Origin of the sequence: Streptomyces sp. NPDC003036, assembly GCF_040611175.1 — a bacterium.
In the GTDB taxonomy this organism is placed as follows: Bacteria; Actinomycetota; Actinomycetes; order Streptomycetales; family Streptomycetaceae; genus Streptomyces.
On record NZ_JBEXNO010000008.1, the window covers coordinates 101,602 to 117,739 of the forward strand.

Here is a 16,138-nt window from a genome sequence, read left to right on the forward strand (position 1 = left end):
TCACGGTCCCTGATCGTCCGATCGTAGGCTGAACGCGGCCCGGGTCTGCCCCATCTGAGTGATGTGGGCGGCCCGGGCCGCGTGCTTTTCATACACCCGGTCATGTATTCCTACGGTGCGCAGTGACCGATCGGCCCTGACCTTCGTTCCCCCATACGGGGGAATCCGATACCGAGCTGAGACCGAGGTGTACGCCATGGTGGCCCCGCCGGACAACGACGTGCTCTGGGCGCGTTCCCTCCACCACACCCACAGCGGCTCCCCCGCCCTCAGCGGCGTCTCGCTCGGTGTGCGCGAGGGCGAGATCCTCGCCGTGACGGGCCCCCGGGGGTGCGGCAAAACGACACTGCTGCGCTGCCTGTCCGGCCAGCTCGTCCCCCAGGACGGCGAGGTCTGGTTCAACAGCGCCCCCGTCCACACCATGAACGCCCTCCAGCGCGAGCGGCTGCGCCGCGACCGGCTCGGCTGGATCGACCCGCACCCCACCCTCGTCCCCGAGCTGCGCGCCTGGGAGAACGCCGCCCTGCCGCTGCTACTGCGCGGCTCCTCGCACCGCGCCGCCAAGGCCGCCGCGATGGAGTGGCTGGAGCGGCTCGACATCGGCGACTGCGCCCGCAAGCGCCCCGCCGCGCTGCTCCAGGCACAGCGCCAGCGCGTCGCCATCGCCCGCGCCCTGGTGCCCATGCCGGCGGTGCTCTTCGCCGACGAGCCCACCGCGCCCCTGCACCGTGCCGACCGGGCGCAGGTGCTGCGCACGCTGACCGCCGCGGCCCGCTCGCACCGCATCACGGTGATCCTCGCCACGCACGACGCGGACGTGGCCGCAGTCGCCGACCGCACCCTCCACCTCCTCGACGGGCGGCGCGTCAACGCCGACGCCGTACGGCTCCACGACGCGGAGGGGCGCGACGCGTGCTCGCTCTCCGTCTAGCCCTGGGCGCCCACCCGCTGGTCCTGCTCCGCCGGCTGCTCGTCGCGGCCGCCTCGGCCGGGGTCGGCTTCCTGCTGCTGTGCGCGCTGGGGTACGCCGTCGGCCACCCCGGCGACTCCGCCGCGGCCCTGCGCCGCCTGCTGTGGTGCGCGCTGCCGCTGGCGGCGACCGTGCACCTCGCCGTCGCCGTGGCTCGTACGGACCCCGGTACGCGGCCGCGCCCGGGGCTGTCGGCGATCGGGCTCGGCCCGGCGCGGCTGACCGCGCTCGCCGCCGCGTCGACCGCCGTGTCCAGCGCGCTCGGCTCGGCGGTCGCGCTGCTGGTCTTCCTGCACCTGCGCGGCGACCTCACCGGCCTGCCGTTCGACGGGGCGGCGTCCGAGCTGCTGGCCGCCGGGCAACCGCTGCCCCTGGCGGGAGCCCTCACCCTGCTCGCCGTCGTCCCGCTGACCGCCTCCGCGGCGGCGGCCCTGGCGCTGCGCCCGCGCCGCACGCCGCTCCCTCGGGACGGGGCCGCCCCGCAGGAGCACGAGGAGCCGGCGCGCCGCCCCCTGACCACACCGGCCGACCTGCCGTGGGGCGTGGCCCTGATGGCGGTGGGCCTCGCCCTCGGGACGTACGCGGCGCGCGGCGCCTCCGCCGAGGCGGCGGTGCCTCCCCGGGGCGTGCTGGCCGGCTGGGTGCTCACCGCCGTGGGCCTCGCCCTCACCGGGCCAGGCGTCACCCATCTGTGCGGGCGGGCCCTCCAGGCGCTGCGCCCGGGCGCCACCCGGCTGCTGGCCGGGCGGGGGCTGATGGCGGAGGCGCGGCGCATCGGGCGGCCGCTGGGCGTGGCCTGCGCGGTGGCGTCCGCGACCCTTACCGCGACGCTGCTGTACGGCGACGGGGGCGTGCGCCCCTTCGGCCCGCTGACCGGGCTCGGCGCGAGCCTGGTCCTCGGCTGCACGGCGGCCACCCTGCTCACGGCGGCGCTGGAGTCGCGCCAGACCCGCGTCGACACCAAGGACGCGCTGCTGCGCCTGGGTGCCTCGCGCGGCCTGCTGCGCATGGCGGCGGCCCTGCGCGCGCTGGTGCTGCTGGTGGTGTTCGCGCCGCTGACGTGGGCGGTCGCGGAGCTCGTGGTGCTGCCGCTGCGCCGGTGAGGCCGCGGGGGGCGCCGGGGCCGCGCCGCCGCGTACCGGCACGCTGGTCGTAGGGGACCGTCCGTCTCCGGAACGACCCCGGGGCCTCGGTCCTTCGGAGGGCCGATCAAGGGACGGGCCCGCCGGAGGAGGTGGCCGCAGCGCCCGCTCCTTAGCGTGATCCCCATGAACCGACTGCCACGCGGCGCCACCGCCGCCCTGATCGGCCTGTCCCTCCTCGCCCTCGGTGCGGGACCGGCCCAGGCCTTACCCCCGGCCTCCGCCACTTCCGCCGCCTCCGCCCCTGCCGCCTCCACCTCCGCCTCCGCCCCTGCCGCCTCCACCTCCGCCTCCACCTCCGCCTCCGCCTCCGCCTCCGCCGACGGCCACCACGTACGCCTCGCACTGCCCCGCCCCACCGGACCCCTGGCCGTGGGGCGCGACACCCTGCACTTGGTGGACACCGGCCGCCCCGACCCGTGGGTCCCGGAGGCGGGGGCGCGGGAGCTGATGGTCTCGCTGTACTACCCGGCCCGCCCCGGGCGCGGCCGGACGGCGCCGTACATGACCACCGCGGAGGCGCGGGCCTTCCTGGAGGACCGGGACCTGGCCGGCACGGTGCCCGCCGAGACCCTCGGCGGCACCCGCACGCACGCCCGCCTGGGGGCGGCCCCCGTACGCGGCACGTTCCCCCTCGTCGTCCTGTCGCCCGGCTTCACCGTCAACCGCGCGACCCTCACGCTGCTCGCCGAGGACCTGGCCGCCCGGGGGTACGTCGTGGCCGCCGTCGACCACGCCTACGTGTGGGTGGGCACCGCGTTCCCGGGCGGGCGGCTCCTCACCTGTGCCGCCTGCGACAAGGTGCGGGAGGCCGGCTACGGCGCCGTGCCCCGCGTCCGTGCCCAGGACGTCTCCTTCCTGATCGACCGGCTGACCAACCCCCACCCGGCCTGGCGGCACGCGCGACTGATCGACCGCACGAGGATCGGCATGGCGGGCCACTCCATCGGCGGCGCCTCCGCCGCCGCCACCATGGCGCGCGACCCGCGCGTGCGCGCGGGGGCCAACCTGGACGGCGGCTTCTTCGACACGGTGCCGGCCGGCGGCCTCGGCGGCCGCCCCTTCATGGCGATGGGCACCGAGGAGGAACAGAGCTCCTGGGTGGAGAGCTGGCCGCGCCTCGACGGCTGGAAGCGCTGGCTGAAGGTGACCGGCTCCGGGCACTTCACCTTCACCGACGTACCGGTGCTCGCCGATCAGCTGGGGCTCCTCCCGCCGGACGAGCCGCTGTCGGGCGACCGGTCGCAGGCCATCACCCGCCGCTATGTGGCCGCCTTCTTCGACCTGCACCTCAAGGGCGCGGCCCAACCCCTGCTGGACGGCCCGTCGGCGGAGCACCCGGAGGTGGTTTTCCACAGGTCCGGCTGAGGAAGCCGGCTACGCCTATCGTGGCCGCATGGCACACACTCCACGGCACGGCCACGACCGCGAGATCGAGACGCTGCGGGAGTTCGACGAGGTCGTCGCGCGCGGCAGCCTCGTCGGACACCGCGTCCAGTCCGTCGACCTGACGGACCGTACGGCGGCGCTGCTCGCCGCACCGACGACCGGCGCGATATTCCTCGGCTGCCCGATGGAGCCGGACGCGGCGGCGAAGGTGCGCGCCGACGGGGCGCTCGTCTTCCCGCCCGTACCGGACCTGCCGTTCGACCCGTACCGGGGGCTGCTGTACTCCCCCGACGAGCTGTACGCCGGCCTCGACGGCGACGGATACGGGTACGAGGCGACGGCCGACGCCCGCGCGCACGCCTGGTTCCAGCGGACCAAGGCGGACGGGGACGTCTTCGCGTCGATGCTGCGCGCCGTCCACGACGACTCGGTCTCCGACGCGCTCGACGAGCACCTCGCCGGGGCGCGGGTCGTCGGCGTGATGGGCGGCCACGCCATGGCGCGCGGCACCGACGCGTACGCCGGCGCCGCGCGCCTCGGCCGTACCCTCGCCCGTACCGGGCTGACGGTCGCGACCGGCGGCGGGCCCGGCGCGATGGAGGCGGCCAACCTGGGCGCGTACGCCGCCCCGTTCGAGGACGCGATGCTGGACGAGGCGCTGCTGCTGCTCGGCAAGGAGCCGTCGTACGGCGCGTCGGTGGGCGACTGGGCGCGCGCGGCGTTCGAGGTGCGCTCGCGCCGGCCGGGAGGCGGTGACTCGGTGGGCATCCCGACCTGGTTCTACGGGCACGAGCCGCCGAACGCGTTCGCCCAGCACATCGCCAAGTACTTCTCCAACGCCACCCGCGAGGACGGGCTGCTGGCCCGCTGCACCGCGGGCGTCGTCTTCCTGCCCGGCGCGGCCGGCACCGTGCAGGAGGTCTTCGACAACACCACCCCCAACTACTACGAGTCGCGCGGGGAGCCGACCCCCATGGTCCTGGTGAACCGCGCCCACTGGACGGACCACCTGCCGGCCTGGCCCCTGCTGCGGGCGCTGGCCGCCGACCGTGCGATGGAGGCGCGGATCGCGCTGGTCGACACCGTGGACGAGGCCCCGGAGGCCCTGGCGCGGCTGTCGACCGCCTAGGGGGTGTCTTGTCGAGCGTCCCCGCGCCCGGTGGTCGGCATGTCCGGCCCGCTCCTGGTCCGGCACCCCGCACGCCCCCTCGTTCAAGCGATCCGAGGGATCAAAGGCGGCAGTCCGGGGCAGGCGAGGTTTCTGAACCGAAGGGAGCGTGGTGGCGATGATTGGGGGTGCGCTCTGATGGAGGAGAGCAGCGAGGGCGGGCGGGTGATGCTCGCGGGGTTGCTGGCTGCCAGCCACCTGATGCCGGTCGAGTCGCTGCCGGCCAAGGTGTCCGAGTGCGCGCGTGGCGCCGGTTTCCCTCACGCGTCGATCTACCTGGCGGACTTGCAGCGCACGCTTCTGTGCCCGCTCACGGGAGAGGGAGCGCAGGGCACGGGCGGGCAACGCGCGCTGCCGATCGAGGGCACGATCGCCGGGCGCGCCTTCCAGTACGGTGACGTCCTGCCCGCCTGCCCGGCGGAGGACGGCGTGTCCACATGGTGGGTGCCGCTGCTGGACGGGACCGAGCGCATCGGGCTGATGCGGATCGCCACCGGCCGCGACGACGCACACGTCCGCCAGGACATGGAGGCGCTGGCAGGGCTCGTCGCACTGATCATCATCAGCAAGCGCGGCACGAGCGACGCGCTGGCCAAGCTGGTCCGCGCCCAACCGGTCAGTCTCGCCGCGGAGATGCAGTGGCATCTGATGTCCCCCCGTACGTACGCGGACGGACGCGTGGCGATCTCCGCCTCCCTGGAGCCCGCCTACCAGATCAGCGGCGACATGTTCGAGTACGCCATCGACGGCCCGCTGGTCAACCTGGCGATCTTCGATGCCATGGGCCATGACACCGCCGCCGGCCTGTCCGCGACGCTCGCCCTGGGAGCCTGCCGCAACTCGCGCCGCCAGGGCGCCGACCTCATCGGCAGGGGCGAGGCCGTCGAGGCCGCCCTCATCGAGCAGTACGACCGCAAGCGTTACGTCACCGGCATCCTGGCCACCCTCGACACCCGCACCGGCCTGCTGCAGTGGGTCAACCGCGGGCACCACCCGCCGATCATCATCCGCGACAACCGCTGGACCGCCAACCTCGCCTGCCGGCCGGCCCACCCCATGGGCACGGGTCTCGGGTTGCCCACCACCGTGTGCCAGGAGCAGCTGCAGCCCGGCGACCGCATCGTCCTGTACACCGACGGCATCACCGAGGCCCGCCGCCCCGGCGGCCCCGAGTTCGGCCTGGACCGCTTCACCGAATTCCTCATCCGCCACCACGCCGACGGCCTTCCCGTCCCCGAGACGCTGCGCCGTCTCGTCCATGCCGTTCTGGAGTACCACGACGGGCACCTCGAGGACGACGCCACCGTCCTGCTGTGCGAGTGGATCGGCCCCCACCTGGCACCCCCCGACGAGGCAGCCGACCGGACCGGCCTGGCGTCCCGCGGCTCTTGCTTGCCATGTGAGTCGACGGGTGCTGTGCCTGCGCTATGACGCATGGTTCCCCCGGCTCAGGTCTAGAGAGCGTCTCGCCGTCTCGCCGTTTCGCGCGACGAATCGGGGCAACCTGCGATCCCAACAGCCTTTGGGCACAAACGGATCGAGGAAGGCAGTCATGTCCACTGTCCTGATCGTCGTCGCCCTGATCGTGTTGGTCGCCGTCGTGGGCGCGGCGCTGTACGTCTGGAGGAGCCGGTCGCGCGGGCTCGGCGGCCCCGCGCTGCAGCGGCGGTTCGGGCCCGAGTACGACCTGACCGTGGCCCGTCACGGCGGTGACACCGAGGCCGCCGAGCGGGAGCTCGCCGGGCGGGTCGAGCGGTTCGGGCACCTGCGGTCGCGGCCGCTCGTCCCCGAGACGCGGGCGCGGTACGCCGAGCGCTGGGAGGCGCTGCAGAAGCGGTTCGTCGACGCGCCGCGCGAAGCGGTCACGGAGGCGGGCGAGTTGCTGGCCGGTCTGGCGCAGGAGCGCGGCTTCCCGGCCGCGACCGCGTACGAGGACCAGGCGGCGGCGCTGTCGGTGCACCACCCCGGGAACGTCGACGCCTACCGCCGCGTACGCCGTGCCGCCCGCCCGGAAGGGGCCGGCACCAGCACCGAGGAACTGCGCACGGCCCTGCTCGAAGCCCGCGGGCTCTTCGACGAGCTGATCAGCGAAGGGCGACGGGGGCACCGGCGCCACGATGAACGCGCGGCGGCGCACGGTGACCGCCATCTGCCGCGTGCGCGCCACTCGCTGAAGCCGAAGGGAAGTGGAATCTGATGAGCGTCGACCCCACCCGGATACCGCAGCACACGGACGCCCGGCCGGGCCCCCACGCACCGGCGGTGGTGGTCCCGGTGCACGCCAAGCCGTCGGCGCAGGGCCCCCGCCCGGACGAGCGGGCGCTGCTGGGCGACTCCGAACGCGACGCGCTGGCGCGGCGCGTCCAGCACGCGGTGAACGGCTTCGTCGACGATCCGCGGCGCGCCGTGGAGGAGGCCGCGGGAGCCATGGAGGAGGCGGCCGAGCACCTCACCAAGGCCCTGAACGAGCAGCGTCACCGGCTCCGTACGGCATGGGACGGCGACGGCGGCGCAACCGGCCCGGCAGGCACGGCCGGTACAGGCAGCCCGGCCGACACGGCCGGCACGACCGGTGCGGGCAGCCCGGCAGGCACGGTCGACACGGAGCAGCTGCGCGTCACGCTGCGGACGTACCGGGATCTGACGGACCGATTGCTGCGCCTGTGAGCGAGAGGCCGCTGTGACGACCTCCCCCACCCGCCCGCGGGCCCCCGCACGCACCGGAGCCGGTCCCGGTCCGGGTGCCCCTGCCCGGCGGCCGCGCCTCCGGCTGCGTGACGTCGTGCTGGCCGTCGGGCTCGTGGGCACCGTCGTCTGCGGCGCCGCGACCACCGTCCGCGCGGCCGCCGGTGACGCCTCGGACGTACCGGGCGCCCTCCTCGCGGCCCTCGGCCTGGTGGCGGTCGCCGCGGTCCTGGTCCGGGCGGCGGCACGCAGCCGCCGCCGGGCCGCCGCCGCGACGGCTCCCGCGGCCCCCGTCGACTACGACGCCATGGACGCGGACGCCTTCGAGCGGGCCGTGGCGGAGCTCTGTATCCGGGACGGCTGCGTCGACGTCGACGTCGTCGGCGGCGCGGGAGACCTGGGCGCCGACGTCGTCGCCACCGCCCCCGACGGGCGGCGCGTGGTGCTCCAGTGCAAGCACTACGCCCCGGGCAACAAGGTCGGCTCGCAGGACGTGCAGCGCTTCGGCGGCACCTGCTTCGCCGTGCACGAGGCGGACGTGGCCGCCGTCGTGACGAGCAGCGACTTCACCGAACCGGCCATGGAGTACGCCGCCCAGTGCGGCATCGTCTGCTGCGACCGCGCGGCGCTCGACGCCTGGACGGACGGCACGGGACCCGCTCCGTGGTCCCCCGGCCGGTGAGCCCCCACGGAAAATCAAGGTGTCCTGGCCGGCCCCGCTCGCTACGCTCGCTGACGCGCCGTCACGACACCGCGGCGCGCCATCCGGCCATCGAGGGGAGCCCGACGTGCGTGACCACACCGCCGTCGCCGTTCCCCGCTCGCGGTACGACGTGATCCCGGTGTCCTCGTCCGCCCGGTGCCGGCTGCGCGGCCGCCACCGGATGCCCGTGACGAGCATCTGACACCTCGGCACCCACGCCCGCTGCGCCCCCACGGAGGGGCGCGTCGGCGTGCCGTCGTCCGCCCGCCTCGTCCCGGGAATCGCGCCGCCCTGCTCGCGATCACCGAAAGGCCTCAGGCCATGCGCATGCGTACCGTACGAAACCTCGGCATCCTCGCCCACGTCGACGCCGGCAAGACCACCCTCACCGAACGGATCCTGTACGCCACCGGCGCCACCCACAAGCGCGGTGAGGTCCACGACGGGACGACCGTCACCGACTTCGACCCGCAGGAGCGCGACCGGGGGATCACCATCTTCGCCGCGGCGGTCAGCTGCGACTGGGACGGCCACCGGATCAACCTCATCGACACGCCCGGTCACGTCGACTTCTCCGACGAGGTGGCGAGATCGCTGCGGGTCCTGGACGGAGCGGTCGTGGTGTTCGACGCCGTCGCGGGCGTCGAGCCGCAGAGCGAGGCGGTGTGGCGCCAGGCCGACCGGCACGGCGTGCCGCGGATCGCCTTCGTCAACAAGCTGGACCGCGCGGGCGCCGACCTCGACACGGCGGTCGACTCCCTGCGGCAGCGGCTGGGCACGGTGCCGCTGGTGGTCCAGCTGCCGATCGGGCGCGAGGGCGGCTTCACCGGCGTGGTGGACCTGGTCCGCATGCGCGCGCTGCTCTGGGGAGCCGGCGGCGGCTCGTACACGGAGGCCCCGGTCCCCGGGGCGCTGCGCGACGAGGCGCAACGGCGCCGGCGGCTGCTGGAGGAGGCCGTGGCGGAGCTCCACCCGGCGGCGCTGGAGGAGTTCTGCACCGGCTCCGGGGTCTCCGACGGGACGCTGGCGGTGGCGCTGCGCGACCTGACCCGCGGCGGCGAGGGTGTGGTGGTGCTGTGCGGCGCGGCGTACCGCGACCGCGGGGTCGAGCCGCTGCTGGACGCCGTCGTGGCGTACCTCCCGTCACCCGTGGACGTCCCGCCGGTGCGCGGCACGCTGGACGGCACGGTGCAGGAGCGGCCCGCCGACCCGGGGGCGCCCTTCGCCGCGCTGGTCTTCAAGGTGCAGGCGACCGCCACCGGCCGGCTGTCCTGTCTGCGGGTGTACGCGGGCACGGTACGGAAGGGGGACGCGGTGCTGGACATGGGCACGGGCCGTACGGAGCGGATCGGCCGGATCCTGCGGGTCCAGGCCGACCGGCACGCGGAGGTGGACCGGGCGTGGGCCGGGGACATCGTCGCGGTGGTGGGGCTGAAGGGCGCCCGCGCCGGGACCACCCTGTGCGCGCCCGGGGCCCCGCTGGTCCTGGAGCCGCCCGCGGTGGCGGACCCGGTGGTCTCGGTGGCGGTGGAGCCCCGCCGGAGCCTGGACACCGACCGGCTGGCGACGGCGCTGGCCCGGCTCGTCGAGGAGGACCCCTCCCTGACCGTGCGGACCGACCCGGAGACGGGTCAGACGGTGCTGTCGGGGATGGGCGAACTGCACCTGGAGGTGGCGGTGGAGAAGGTCCGCCGGGCCCACGGGCTGGAGGTCCGGGTCGGCCGGCCGCACGTGGCCTACCGCGAGACGGTCGTGCGCGGGGTGTCCGGGCTGACGTACCGGCACGTCAAGCAGGACGGCGGCGCGGGCCAGTTCGCCCATGTCGTCCTGGACGTCGAGGCCCAGGACGGCACGCCGGACGACCTGGTCTTCGGGTCGGCCGTCGTGGGCGGGCGCGTACCGCAGGAGTACGTCCGGGCGGTGGAGGCCGGCTGCCGAGACGCCCTGGCCGAGGGGCCGCTGGGCGGCCACCCGGTGACCGGGGTCCGGGTGACCCTGACCGACGGGTCCACCCACGTCAAGGACTCGTCGGAGATGGCCTTCCGCACCGCCGGCCGGCTGGCGCTGCGCGAGGCGCTGCGTGCGAGCGTGATGACGCTGCTCGAACCGGTCGTCGAGGTCACGGTGACCGTGCCCGACGACGCCGTGGGCGGTGTGCTCGGCGACCTGGCGGCGCGCCGCGGCCGGGTCTCGGGCTCCACCGCCCGGGCCGGCACGGCCGTGGTCACGGCGACCGTGCCGCTGGCGGAGCTGTTCGGGTACGCGTCCCGGCTGCGCGGGCGCACCCAGGGCCGGGGCACCTTCACCACGCGGCCGGCCGGATACGCGCCCGTCCCGGCGGCGGTGTCGGAGCAGGTGCTGAAGGTGAGGTCCCGGTGAGGTCCCGGTGAGGTCCCGGTGACCCGGTGATACGCGGGCGGCCCCGCCCGAGGTTGGGGCGGGGCCGCCTCGCGCTGGTCCTACCGCTCCTGCTCCCGCAGGAACGCCCGCAACGGTTCCACGTGCCGGTCGGGGCGGCGCCACTGGGCCCGCAGGTCCTCCAGCAGATGGCGTTCGGCCACCAGGTGCCCGTGCCGGTAGCGGCGGATCACCGGGTGGAGGAACGCCGACTCGTGGGCCCGCTCGGGCACGGGGCTGCGGCGGATGGCGAAGATGTCGGCGTGCTCCTGGCGGCCCCAGCGCAGCCCCAGCGTGTAGAAGTGCTCCCGGTCCCCGAAGCGGGCCACCGCGTAGTCCTCGGGCAGGTCCTCGTAGTGCCGTACGCGTACGCGCCCGTCGGCCCCGCCGGCCCCGTCTCCCCCGTCGACGACGAACACGTCGACCAGGTACTCGAACTGCGTCCACAGCGCCGAGGACCAGTTGACGCGGTCCAGCATCGTGTCGGCGAGGCGGTCCGGGTCGGCGTCGACGACCCCGTACTCCAGCGGGCGTCCGTCGTACCGCTCGGCGAGGAGGCGCGCCAGGGTGCGCAGGTTGTAACGGAAGCCGTCGATGAAGGGCGACGCGGCGTGCTTGGTGTCGCGGGCCTGGGCGAGGGTGCCGGCGAAGTAGAGCCCATCGACGTTGACCGACTGCCAGTCGGGTCCGGTCGCGGGGAAGCGCCCGGACGGGGCGAGGTCCGGGCGGCAGTCCTCATCGAAGGGCGAGTCGTCCATCCGGAAGCCGGTGCACCGGATGACGGTGTCGTACTCCAGTGACTCGTGCTCCCCGTCGGCGAGGGTGTAGGTGATGTCGACCCGGTACGCGTCGCCGACCGGGCGTATCTCGTCGATCTCGCACTCCAGGACCCCGTGCAGCGTCTTGAACCAGTAGCTGTCGAGCAGCGCTCCGTACTGGCCGCGTACGTCGCCGGGGTGCTTGCTGTGCCAGGCGAGGCGCGTCGGGTTCGGGGAGGCGAGGTGGACGAGCGCCGCGTGGTCGAGGAGCGGGGTCGCGGTCTCGAAGGCGGAGTTGCCCTTGCCGATGATCAGCACCCGCTTGCCCCGGTACGCGTCCGGGTCGAGCGGCGCGGACTCGTAGCCCTGCGCGTACTCGATCCCCTGGACGGCGGGGACGTACGGGCCGCCCCACCCCGTCGCGACGATCAGGCAGTCGCAGGTGAAGAGCCGGCCGTCGGCCGCGGTCAGGGAGAAACCGCGGCCGTCGCGGGCGATGCGGGTGACGTCGGCCCCGAAGCGTACGTGCGGGACGTGGGCGCGCTGGAAGTCCTCCAGGTACGCGGTCATGGTGTCGGCGTGCGGGAACCAGTCGGTGCTGTAGTCGGGGAACAGCGGCCGCGAGGTGGGGGACAGCAGCGAGTTCCAGTCCCAGCGGAGCCGGATCTCCGGGTCCTCCTCGACGGTGTGCACCTTGTTGAGGGAGATCAGCCGCCGGTGGCGGGGGTAGCGCCGGAAGAAGCCGCCGGGGGCGTCCTCCCGTTCCAGTACGACGTGGTCGGCGCCGGCCGCCGTCAGGAAGCACCCAAGCTGGAGCCCCGCCGGCCCGGCCCCGAGCACCACATGGCGGTGGTGCTCCCCCGTCGCCGCGTTCTTGTCCGCTGTCACCATCGGCGCCTGCCCCCTCCGCCGCGCTCAGGATCGATTGGTGCCGCCATCATCGCCCGGCGTCGGCGGCCGCGCAGGACGGTCGCCGGCCACTGCGCCATGCCTACGCCTCCCGTCTCTCGCCGGGGACCGCCCGATGCGTAGTCCCGTCAACGCCCGCCCGGATCGGGGAACCCCTCCGCCCGCGTCTGCTCGACCAGCCACCGCACGGCACCGGCGAGGGAACCCGCCGCGGCGGCCGCGGCGCGCTGTCGGGCGGCCCCGCAGCCGTGGCGCAGGAGCCACCGCAGCCCCGCGTCCACCAGGTCGGCGTCCCCGTGGCGCGTGAGCGCCGGACGGGCGTACGCGACCATCCGCTCGGCCAGCAGCGGCGCGGGGACGGCCTTCCCGGTGGCCACGTCGAGCCCCATGCCGCCCAGCCCGTCCCGGGCCGCCCGCCAGTAGGCGGCGCGCAGCAGCTCCGCCGACGGCGCGGGCGCGGGCGCGCCGCGCTCGCCCTCCCGCAGCGCCACCGCGACCAGGGCGCGTACCAGCGCCGCGAGGAACGCCGACTCGGCCGCGGTGCCGGTCGTGTCGGCGACACGCACCTCCAGGGTGGGCAGCCGGGCCGAGGGGCGCACGTCCCAGAAGACGGTCCCGCGATCGATCAGTGCGCCCGCCTCCCCCAGGGCGCCGAGGACGTCCTCGTAATGCGCGGGCGAGTGGAAGTACGGCGGTGGCCCGGCCACCGGCCAGCGCGCCCAGGCGAGCGCGCGCCACGCGGCGTAGCCGGTGTCGCGGCCCGCGAAGTACGGGGAGTTGGCCGCCAGCGCGAGCAGCACCGGCAGCCAGGGGCGGAGGCGGTTGCCGACGTCGAGGGCGCGGGGCAGGTCGGGGATGTCGATGTGCACCTGGAAGGCGCACATCGACATCTCGTCGTGGAGGGCGCGGTAGGTCGCCGTGCCCTCGGCGAACCGCTCCCCCTCGGTCATGGGCGGCGGGACGACGTCCCCGAGCACGGGCAGCCCGGACGCGACGACCCGCAGCCCCTCCCGCTCGGCGGCGCGCGCGACCGTGCGCCGCAGGGCGAGCAACTCGTCGCCCAGGTCGCGGGCGTCGAGGTGCGGGGCGCTCTTGGTCTCCACCTGGAGCGTGGTGATCTCGGCGGAGAACCGGCCGGCCGCTTCGTCCGCGTCGCTCGCGCAGTGCTTCAGGACGTCCGGGGCGCCGGGCGCGGCGGTCAGGGTCGCGGCGTCGACGAGGAGGAGCTCCTCCTCGACCCCCATCGCCAAAGTGCCGTACCCGTCCATGGACCCTCCAGCCTGAGCCGGGTGCGGTGCGCAACCTGCCCACCATGACAGGGGTCTGACGGACCGTCAACGACGCGTCCGCCGCCTCAGTCCAGCACCACGACCTCGTCCGCCGCGAACGTCACCCCGACCACCGCGCCCTCCTCGGGCGCGTCGCGCAGCGCGCACTCCGCCTCCAGCGGCGGGCCGGACTCCGGGCGGAGCCGGACGGCGACGTGGTGGCCGCGGAAGGTGCGGGCGTCGACCTCGCAGCGCAGGCCGTCCGCCGGGTCGCCGAGCCGGACGCCGGCGGGGCGGACCAGCAGGCGGGTGGCGCCCTGCGGGGCACCGGCGGGCACGGGGACCTTGCCCCAGGCGGTGTCGGCCGCCTCGCCGGCGACCGTCGCCGCCACCACGTTGTCGAAGCCCAGGAAGCGGGCGACGAACTCGGAGGCCGGGCGGCGCCACACCTCCAGCGGCGTACCGCTCTGCTCGACGCGCCCGTCGCGCATCACCACGACCCGGTCGGCGAGCGCGAACGCCTCGCCCTGGTCGTGCGTGACGGCGAGCACCGTCGTCCCGAGCCGCCCGAACAGGTGCCGCAGCTCCACCACGAGCCGCTCCCGCAGCCCCCGGTCCAGCTGCCCCAGCGGCTCGTCGAGCATGAGCAGCCGCGGGCTGGGCGCCAGCGCCCGGGCGAGGGCCACGCGCTGCTGCTCGCCGCCGGAGAGGGCGGCCACCGCCCGGCGCTCGGCGCCCGGCAGGCCCACCAGCTCCAGCAGCTCGGTCACGCGCGCGGCCTGTTCCGGCTTGGCGGCGCCGCGCATGCGCAGCCCGAAGGCGACGTTTCCGGCGACGTCCCGCTGCGGGAAGAGCTGGTGGTCCTGGAACATCAGCCCGACGCCGCGCCGGTGGACCGGCACGCCCGCCTGGTCCGCGCCGTTTAGCAGCACCCGGCCGCCGTCCACGGGCTGGAGCCCGGCGACGACCCGCAGCAGGGTCGACTTGCCGCTGCCGCTCGGGCCGAGCACGCACACGATCTCGTGGTCGGCGACCGCCAGGTCCACCGCGTCGAGGGCGGAGCGGGCCCCGAAGCGTACGGTCACGCCGTCAAGGCGCAGCATGGTCAGAACTCCCCGGAGCGGTTGACACGGATACGTTCGAGCAGCAGCAGCGCCACGGCGCACACCACCATCAGGATCGTCGACAGGGCCATGGCCTGTCCGTAGGTGAGCTCCCCGGGCCGGCCGAGGAGCCGGGCGACGGCCACCGGCAGCGTCGGGTTGTCGGGCCGCGCGATGAAGACGGTCGCGCCGAACTCGCCCAGCGACACCGCGAACGCGAACCCGGCCGCCACCAGCAGCGCCCGACGCACCAGCGGCAGGTCCACCTCGCGCCACACGCGCCACGGCGACGCCCCGAGCACGGCCGCCGCCTCCCGCAGCCGCTCGTCCACGGCCCGCAGCACCGGCAGCATGGTCCGTACGACGAAGGGCACGCCGACGAGGGCCTGGGCCAGCGGCACCAGGATCCACGACGAGCGCAGGTCGAGCGGCGGCTCGTCCAGCGTGATGAGGAAGCCGAAGCCGACGGTGACGGCGGACACGCCGAGCGGCAGCATCAGCAGCGCGTCGAAGCCGCGCACCAGCCGGCCGGCCCGCCGGGTGAGCGCCGCGGCCGCGAGCCCCCCGACGGTCAGCGCGATCGCGGTGGCGGCGAGCGCGTACTCCAGCGAGTTCCCGATCGCCTCGACCGGCGGCACGAGGAAGGTCCCGCCGCCCGCGTCGGCGTCCCCGAGCGTCCGGTAGTAACCGAGCCCCCCGTCGAAGGAACGCTGCACGAGCACGGCGAGCGGCAGTACGAGCAGCAGCACGATCGTCACGAGGACGGTGCCCAGCAGCGCCCACTGCCCGGCACCGCGCGGCCTCCGCGCGGTCATGGCGGCGTCCACCAGCTTCAGCGCGGTCTCCCGCCTGCGTACCGTCCGGGCGTGCACGGCGAGGACGGCGCCGACGGCCGCGAACTGCACCAGCGTGAGCACGGCCGCCGTCTCCAGGTCGAGCAGCTGCGCGGTCTGGCGGTAGATCTCCGCCTCCAGCGTGGCGTACGCGGGCCCGCCGAGGATCTGTACGACGCCGAAGGAGGTGTACGTGAAGAGGAAGACCATCAGGGCGGCGGCGGCCACCGCGGGCGCGAGCGCGGGCAGGGTCACCCGCCGCCACGCCCCGAAACGGGAGGCGCCGAGCACCCGCGCGGCCTCCTCCTGGCGCGGGTCGAGCTGCGCCCACAGGCCGCCGACCGTACGGACGACGACGGCGTAGTTGAAGAAGACGTGCGCCAGCAGGATCGCCCACACGGTGGTGTCCAGCCGCACGCCCCACAGCTCGTCCAGGAGCCCTCCCCGCCCGACGAGCGCGAGGAACGCCGTGCCGACGACGACGGTCGGCAGCACGAACGGCACGGTGACGACCGCCCGCAGCACCCCCTTGCCGCGGAAGTCGAAGCGGGCGAAGACGTACGCGCCGGGCAGCGCGACCAGCAACGTCAGCGCGGTGGAGGCGAGCGCCTGCCAGGTGGTGAACCAGAGCACGTCCAGGATGTCCGGGCGGCCCAGCACCTCGCCGAGCCGCCCGAACCGCCAGGCGCCGTCCTCCGCCCGCAGGCCCCGGCCGACGATCGCGGCGACGGGGTAGGCGAAGAAGAGGGCGAAGAACGCCACAGGCAGGACCATGAGCCCCGCCCGCAGCGCGCCGCGCTTGAGGGGGTCGCG

13 protein-coding genes are annotated in these 16,138 nt (G+C 75.1%); 9 read left to right on the forward strand and 4 right to left on the reverse strand.

Features of this window, described 5'->3' with window-relative positions; genetic code table 11:
* Window positions 1-196: 196 nt before the first annotated feature.
* The 9 genes from ABZX67_RS08335 to fusA all read left to right on the forward strand — a co-directional run bounded on the left by ABZX67_RS08335 (window position 197) and on the right by fusA (window position 10,436).
* Window positions 197-931, forward strand: a complete 735-nt coding sequence (locus tag ABZX67_RS08335) for an ATP-binding cassette domain-containing protein (protein WP_355356193.1) — start codon at window positions 197-199, stop codon at window positions 929-931.
* The gene (locus ABZX67_RS08340; RefSeq protein ID WP_355356195.1) at window positions 913-2,073 is read left to right on the forward strand and encodes a hypothetical protein; all 1,161 of its coding nucleotides are present in this window, start codon (window positions 913-915) and stop codon (window positions 2,071-2,073) included. The genes ABZX67_RS08335 and ABZX67_RS08340 overlap by 19 nt, the downstream gene beginning before the upstream one ends.
* Before the next feature lie 165 nt (window positions 2,074-2,238).
* Entirely contained in the window at window positions 2,239-3,480 is a 1,242-nt protein-coding gene (locus ABZX67_RS08345) for an alpha/beta hydrolase (RefSeq protein WP_355356197.1), read from the forward strand.
* Between the two features lie 28 nt (window positions 3,481-3,508).
* The gene (locus ABZX67_RS08350) at window positions 3,509-4,630 is read left to right on the forward strand and encodes an LOG family protein (RefSeq protein WP_355356199.1); all 1,122 of its coding nucleotides are present in this window, start codon (window positions 3,509-3,511) and stop codon (window positions 4,628-4,630) included.
* A 177-nt stretch (window positions 4,631-4,807) separates the two neighbouring features.
* Window positions 4,808-6,100, forward strand: coding sequence for a PP2C family protein-serine/threonine phosphatase (locus tag ABZX67_RS08355; protein ID WP_355356201.1), 1,293 nt, complete (start codon window positions 4,808-4,810; stop codon window positions 6,098-6,100).
* 121 nt (window positions 6,101-6,221) lie between these two features.
* Window positions 6,222-6,866: a hypothetical protein gene (locus tag ABZX67_RS08360; protein WP_355356203.1), complete on the forward strand. Its 645-nt coding sequence runs from the start codon at window positions 6,222-6,224 to the stop codon at window positions 6,864-6,866.
* Window positions 6,866-7,336: a hypothetical protein gene (locus tag ABZX67_RS08365; protein WP_355356205.1), complete on the forward strand. Its 471-nt coding sequence runs from the start codon at window positions 6,866-6,868 to the stop codon at window positions 7,334-7,336. The genes ABZX67_RS08360 and ABZX67_RS08365 overlap by 1 nt, the downstream gene beginning before the upstream one ends.
* Window positions 7,337-7,349: 13 nt before the next feature.
* Window positions 7,350-8,036 carry a restriction endonuclease gene (locus tag ABZX67_RS08370; RefSeq protein ID WP_355356207.1) on the forward strand — a complete coding sequence of 229 codons (687 nt, stop codon included), beginning with the start codon at window positions 7,350-7,352 and terminating at the stop codon, window positions 8,034-8,036.
* Between the two features lie 348 nt (window positions 8,037-8,384).
* Window positions 8,385-10,436, forward strand: a complete 2,052-nt coding sequence (gene fusA, locus ABZX67_RS08375) for an elongation factor G (RefSeq protein ID WP_355356209.1) — start codon at window positions 8,385-8,387, stop codon at window positions 10,434-10,436.
* A gap of 80 nt (window positions 10,437-10,516) precedes the next feature.
* On the opposite strand, the gene ABZX67_RS08380 is transcribed toward fusA, so the two are convergent.
* From ABZX67_RS08380 to ABZX67_RS08395, 4 genes are all read right to left on the reverse strand, one after another.
* On the reverse strand, window positions 10,517-12,103 hold the full coding sequence (locus ABZX67_RS08380; RefSeq protein WP_355356211.1) for an NAD(P)-binding domain-containing protein: 1,587 nt from the start codon (window positions 12,101-12,103) through the stop codon (window positions 10,517-10,519).
* A gap of 146 nt (window positions 12,104-12,249) precedes the next feature.
* Window positions 12,250-13,389, reverse strand: a complete 1,140-nt coding sequence (locus tag ABZX67_RS08385) for a glutamate--cysteine ligase (RefSeq protein ID WP_355356213.1) — start codon at window positions 13,387-13,389, stop codon at window positions 12,250-12,252.
* Between the two features lie 86 nt (window positions 13,390-13,475).
* The gene (locus ABZX67_RS08390; protein ID WP_355356215.1) at window positions 13,476-14,492 is read right to left on the reverse strand and encodes an ABC transporter ATP-binding protein; all 1,017 of its coding nucleotides are present in this window, start codon (window positions 14,490-14,492) and stop codon (window positions 13,476-13,478) included.
* Window positions 14,493-14,494: 2 nt separating this feature from the next.
* Window positions 14,495-16,099 carry an iron ABC transporter permease gene (locus tag ABZX67_RS08395; RefSeq protein WP_355356346.1) on the reverse strand — a complete coding sequence of 535 codons (1,605 nt, stop codon included), beginning with the start codon at window positions 16,097-16,099 and terminating at the stop codon, window positions 14,495-14,497.
* Window positions 16,100-16,138: the final 39 nt, after the last annotated feature.

What these genes read in the sequence shown, in the direction of transcription:
- ABZX67_RS08335 (WP_355356193.1), top strand. Translation starts at nt 197, where the DNA reads ATGGTGGCCCCGCCGGACAACGACGTGCTCTGGGCGCGTTCCCTCCAC.
- ABZX67_RS08345 (WP_355356197.1), top strand. Translation starts at nt 2,239, where the DNA reads ATGAACCGACTGCCACGCGGCGCCACCGCCGCCCTGATCGGCCTGTCC.
- ABZX67_RS08350 (WP_355356199.1), top strand. Translation starts at nt 3,509, where the DNA reads ATGGCACACACTCCACGGCACGGCCACGACCGCGAGATCGAGACGCTG.
- ABZX67_RS08355 (WP_355356201.1), top strand. Translation starts at nt 4,808, where the DNA reads ATGGAGGAGAGCAGCGAGGGCGGGCGGGTGATGCTCGCGGGGTTGCTG.
- ABZX67_RS08360 (WP_355356203.1), top strand. Translation starts at nt 6,222, where the DNA reads ATGTCCACTGTCCTGATCGTCGTCGCCCTGATCGTGTTGGTCGCCGTC.
- ABZX67_RS08365 (WP_355356205.1), top strand. Translation starts at nt 6,866, where the DNA reads ATGAGCGTCGACCCCACCCGGATACCGCAGCACACGGACGCCCGGCCG.
- fusA (WP_355356209.1), top strand. Translation starts at nt 8,385, where the DNA reads ATGCGTACCGTACGAAACCTCGGCATCCTCGCCCACGTCGACGCCGGC.
- ABZX67_RS08380 (WP_355356211.1), bottom strand. Translation starts at nt 12,103, where the DNA reads ATGGTGACAGCGGACAAGAACGCGGCGACGGGGGAGCACCACCGCCAT.
- ABZX67_RS08385 (WP_355356213.1), bottom strand. Translation starts at nt 13,389, where the DNA reads ATGGACGGGTACGGCACTTTGGCGATGGGGGTCGAGGAGGAGCTCCTC.
- ABZX67_RS08390 (WP_355356215.1), bottom strand. Translation starts at nt 14,492, where the DNA reads ATGCTGCGCCTTGACGGCGTGACCGTACGCTTCGGGGCCCGCTCCGCC.
- ABZX67_RS08395 (WP_355356346.1), bottom strand. Translation starts at nt 16,099, where the DNA reads ATGGTCCTGCCTGTGGCGTTCTTCGCCCTCTTCTTCGCCTACCCCGTC.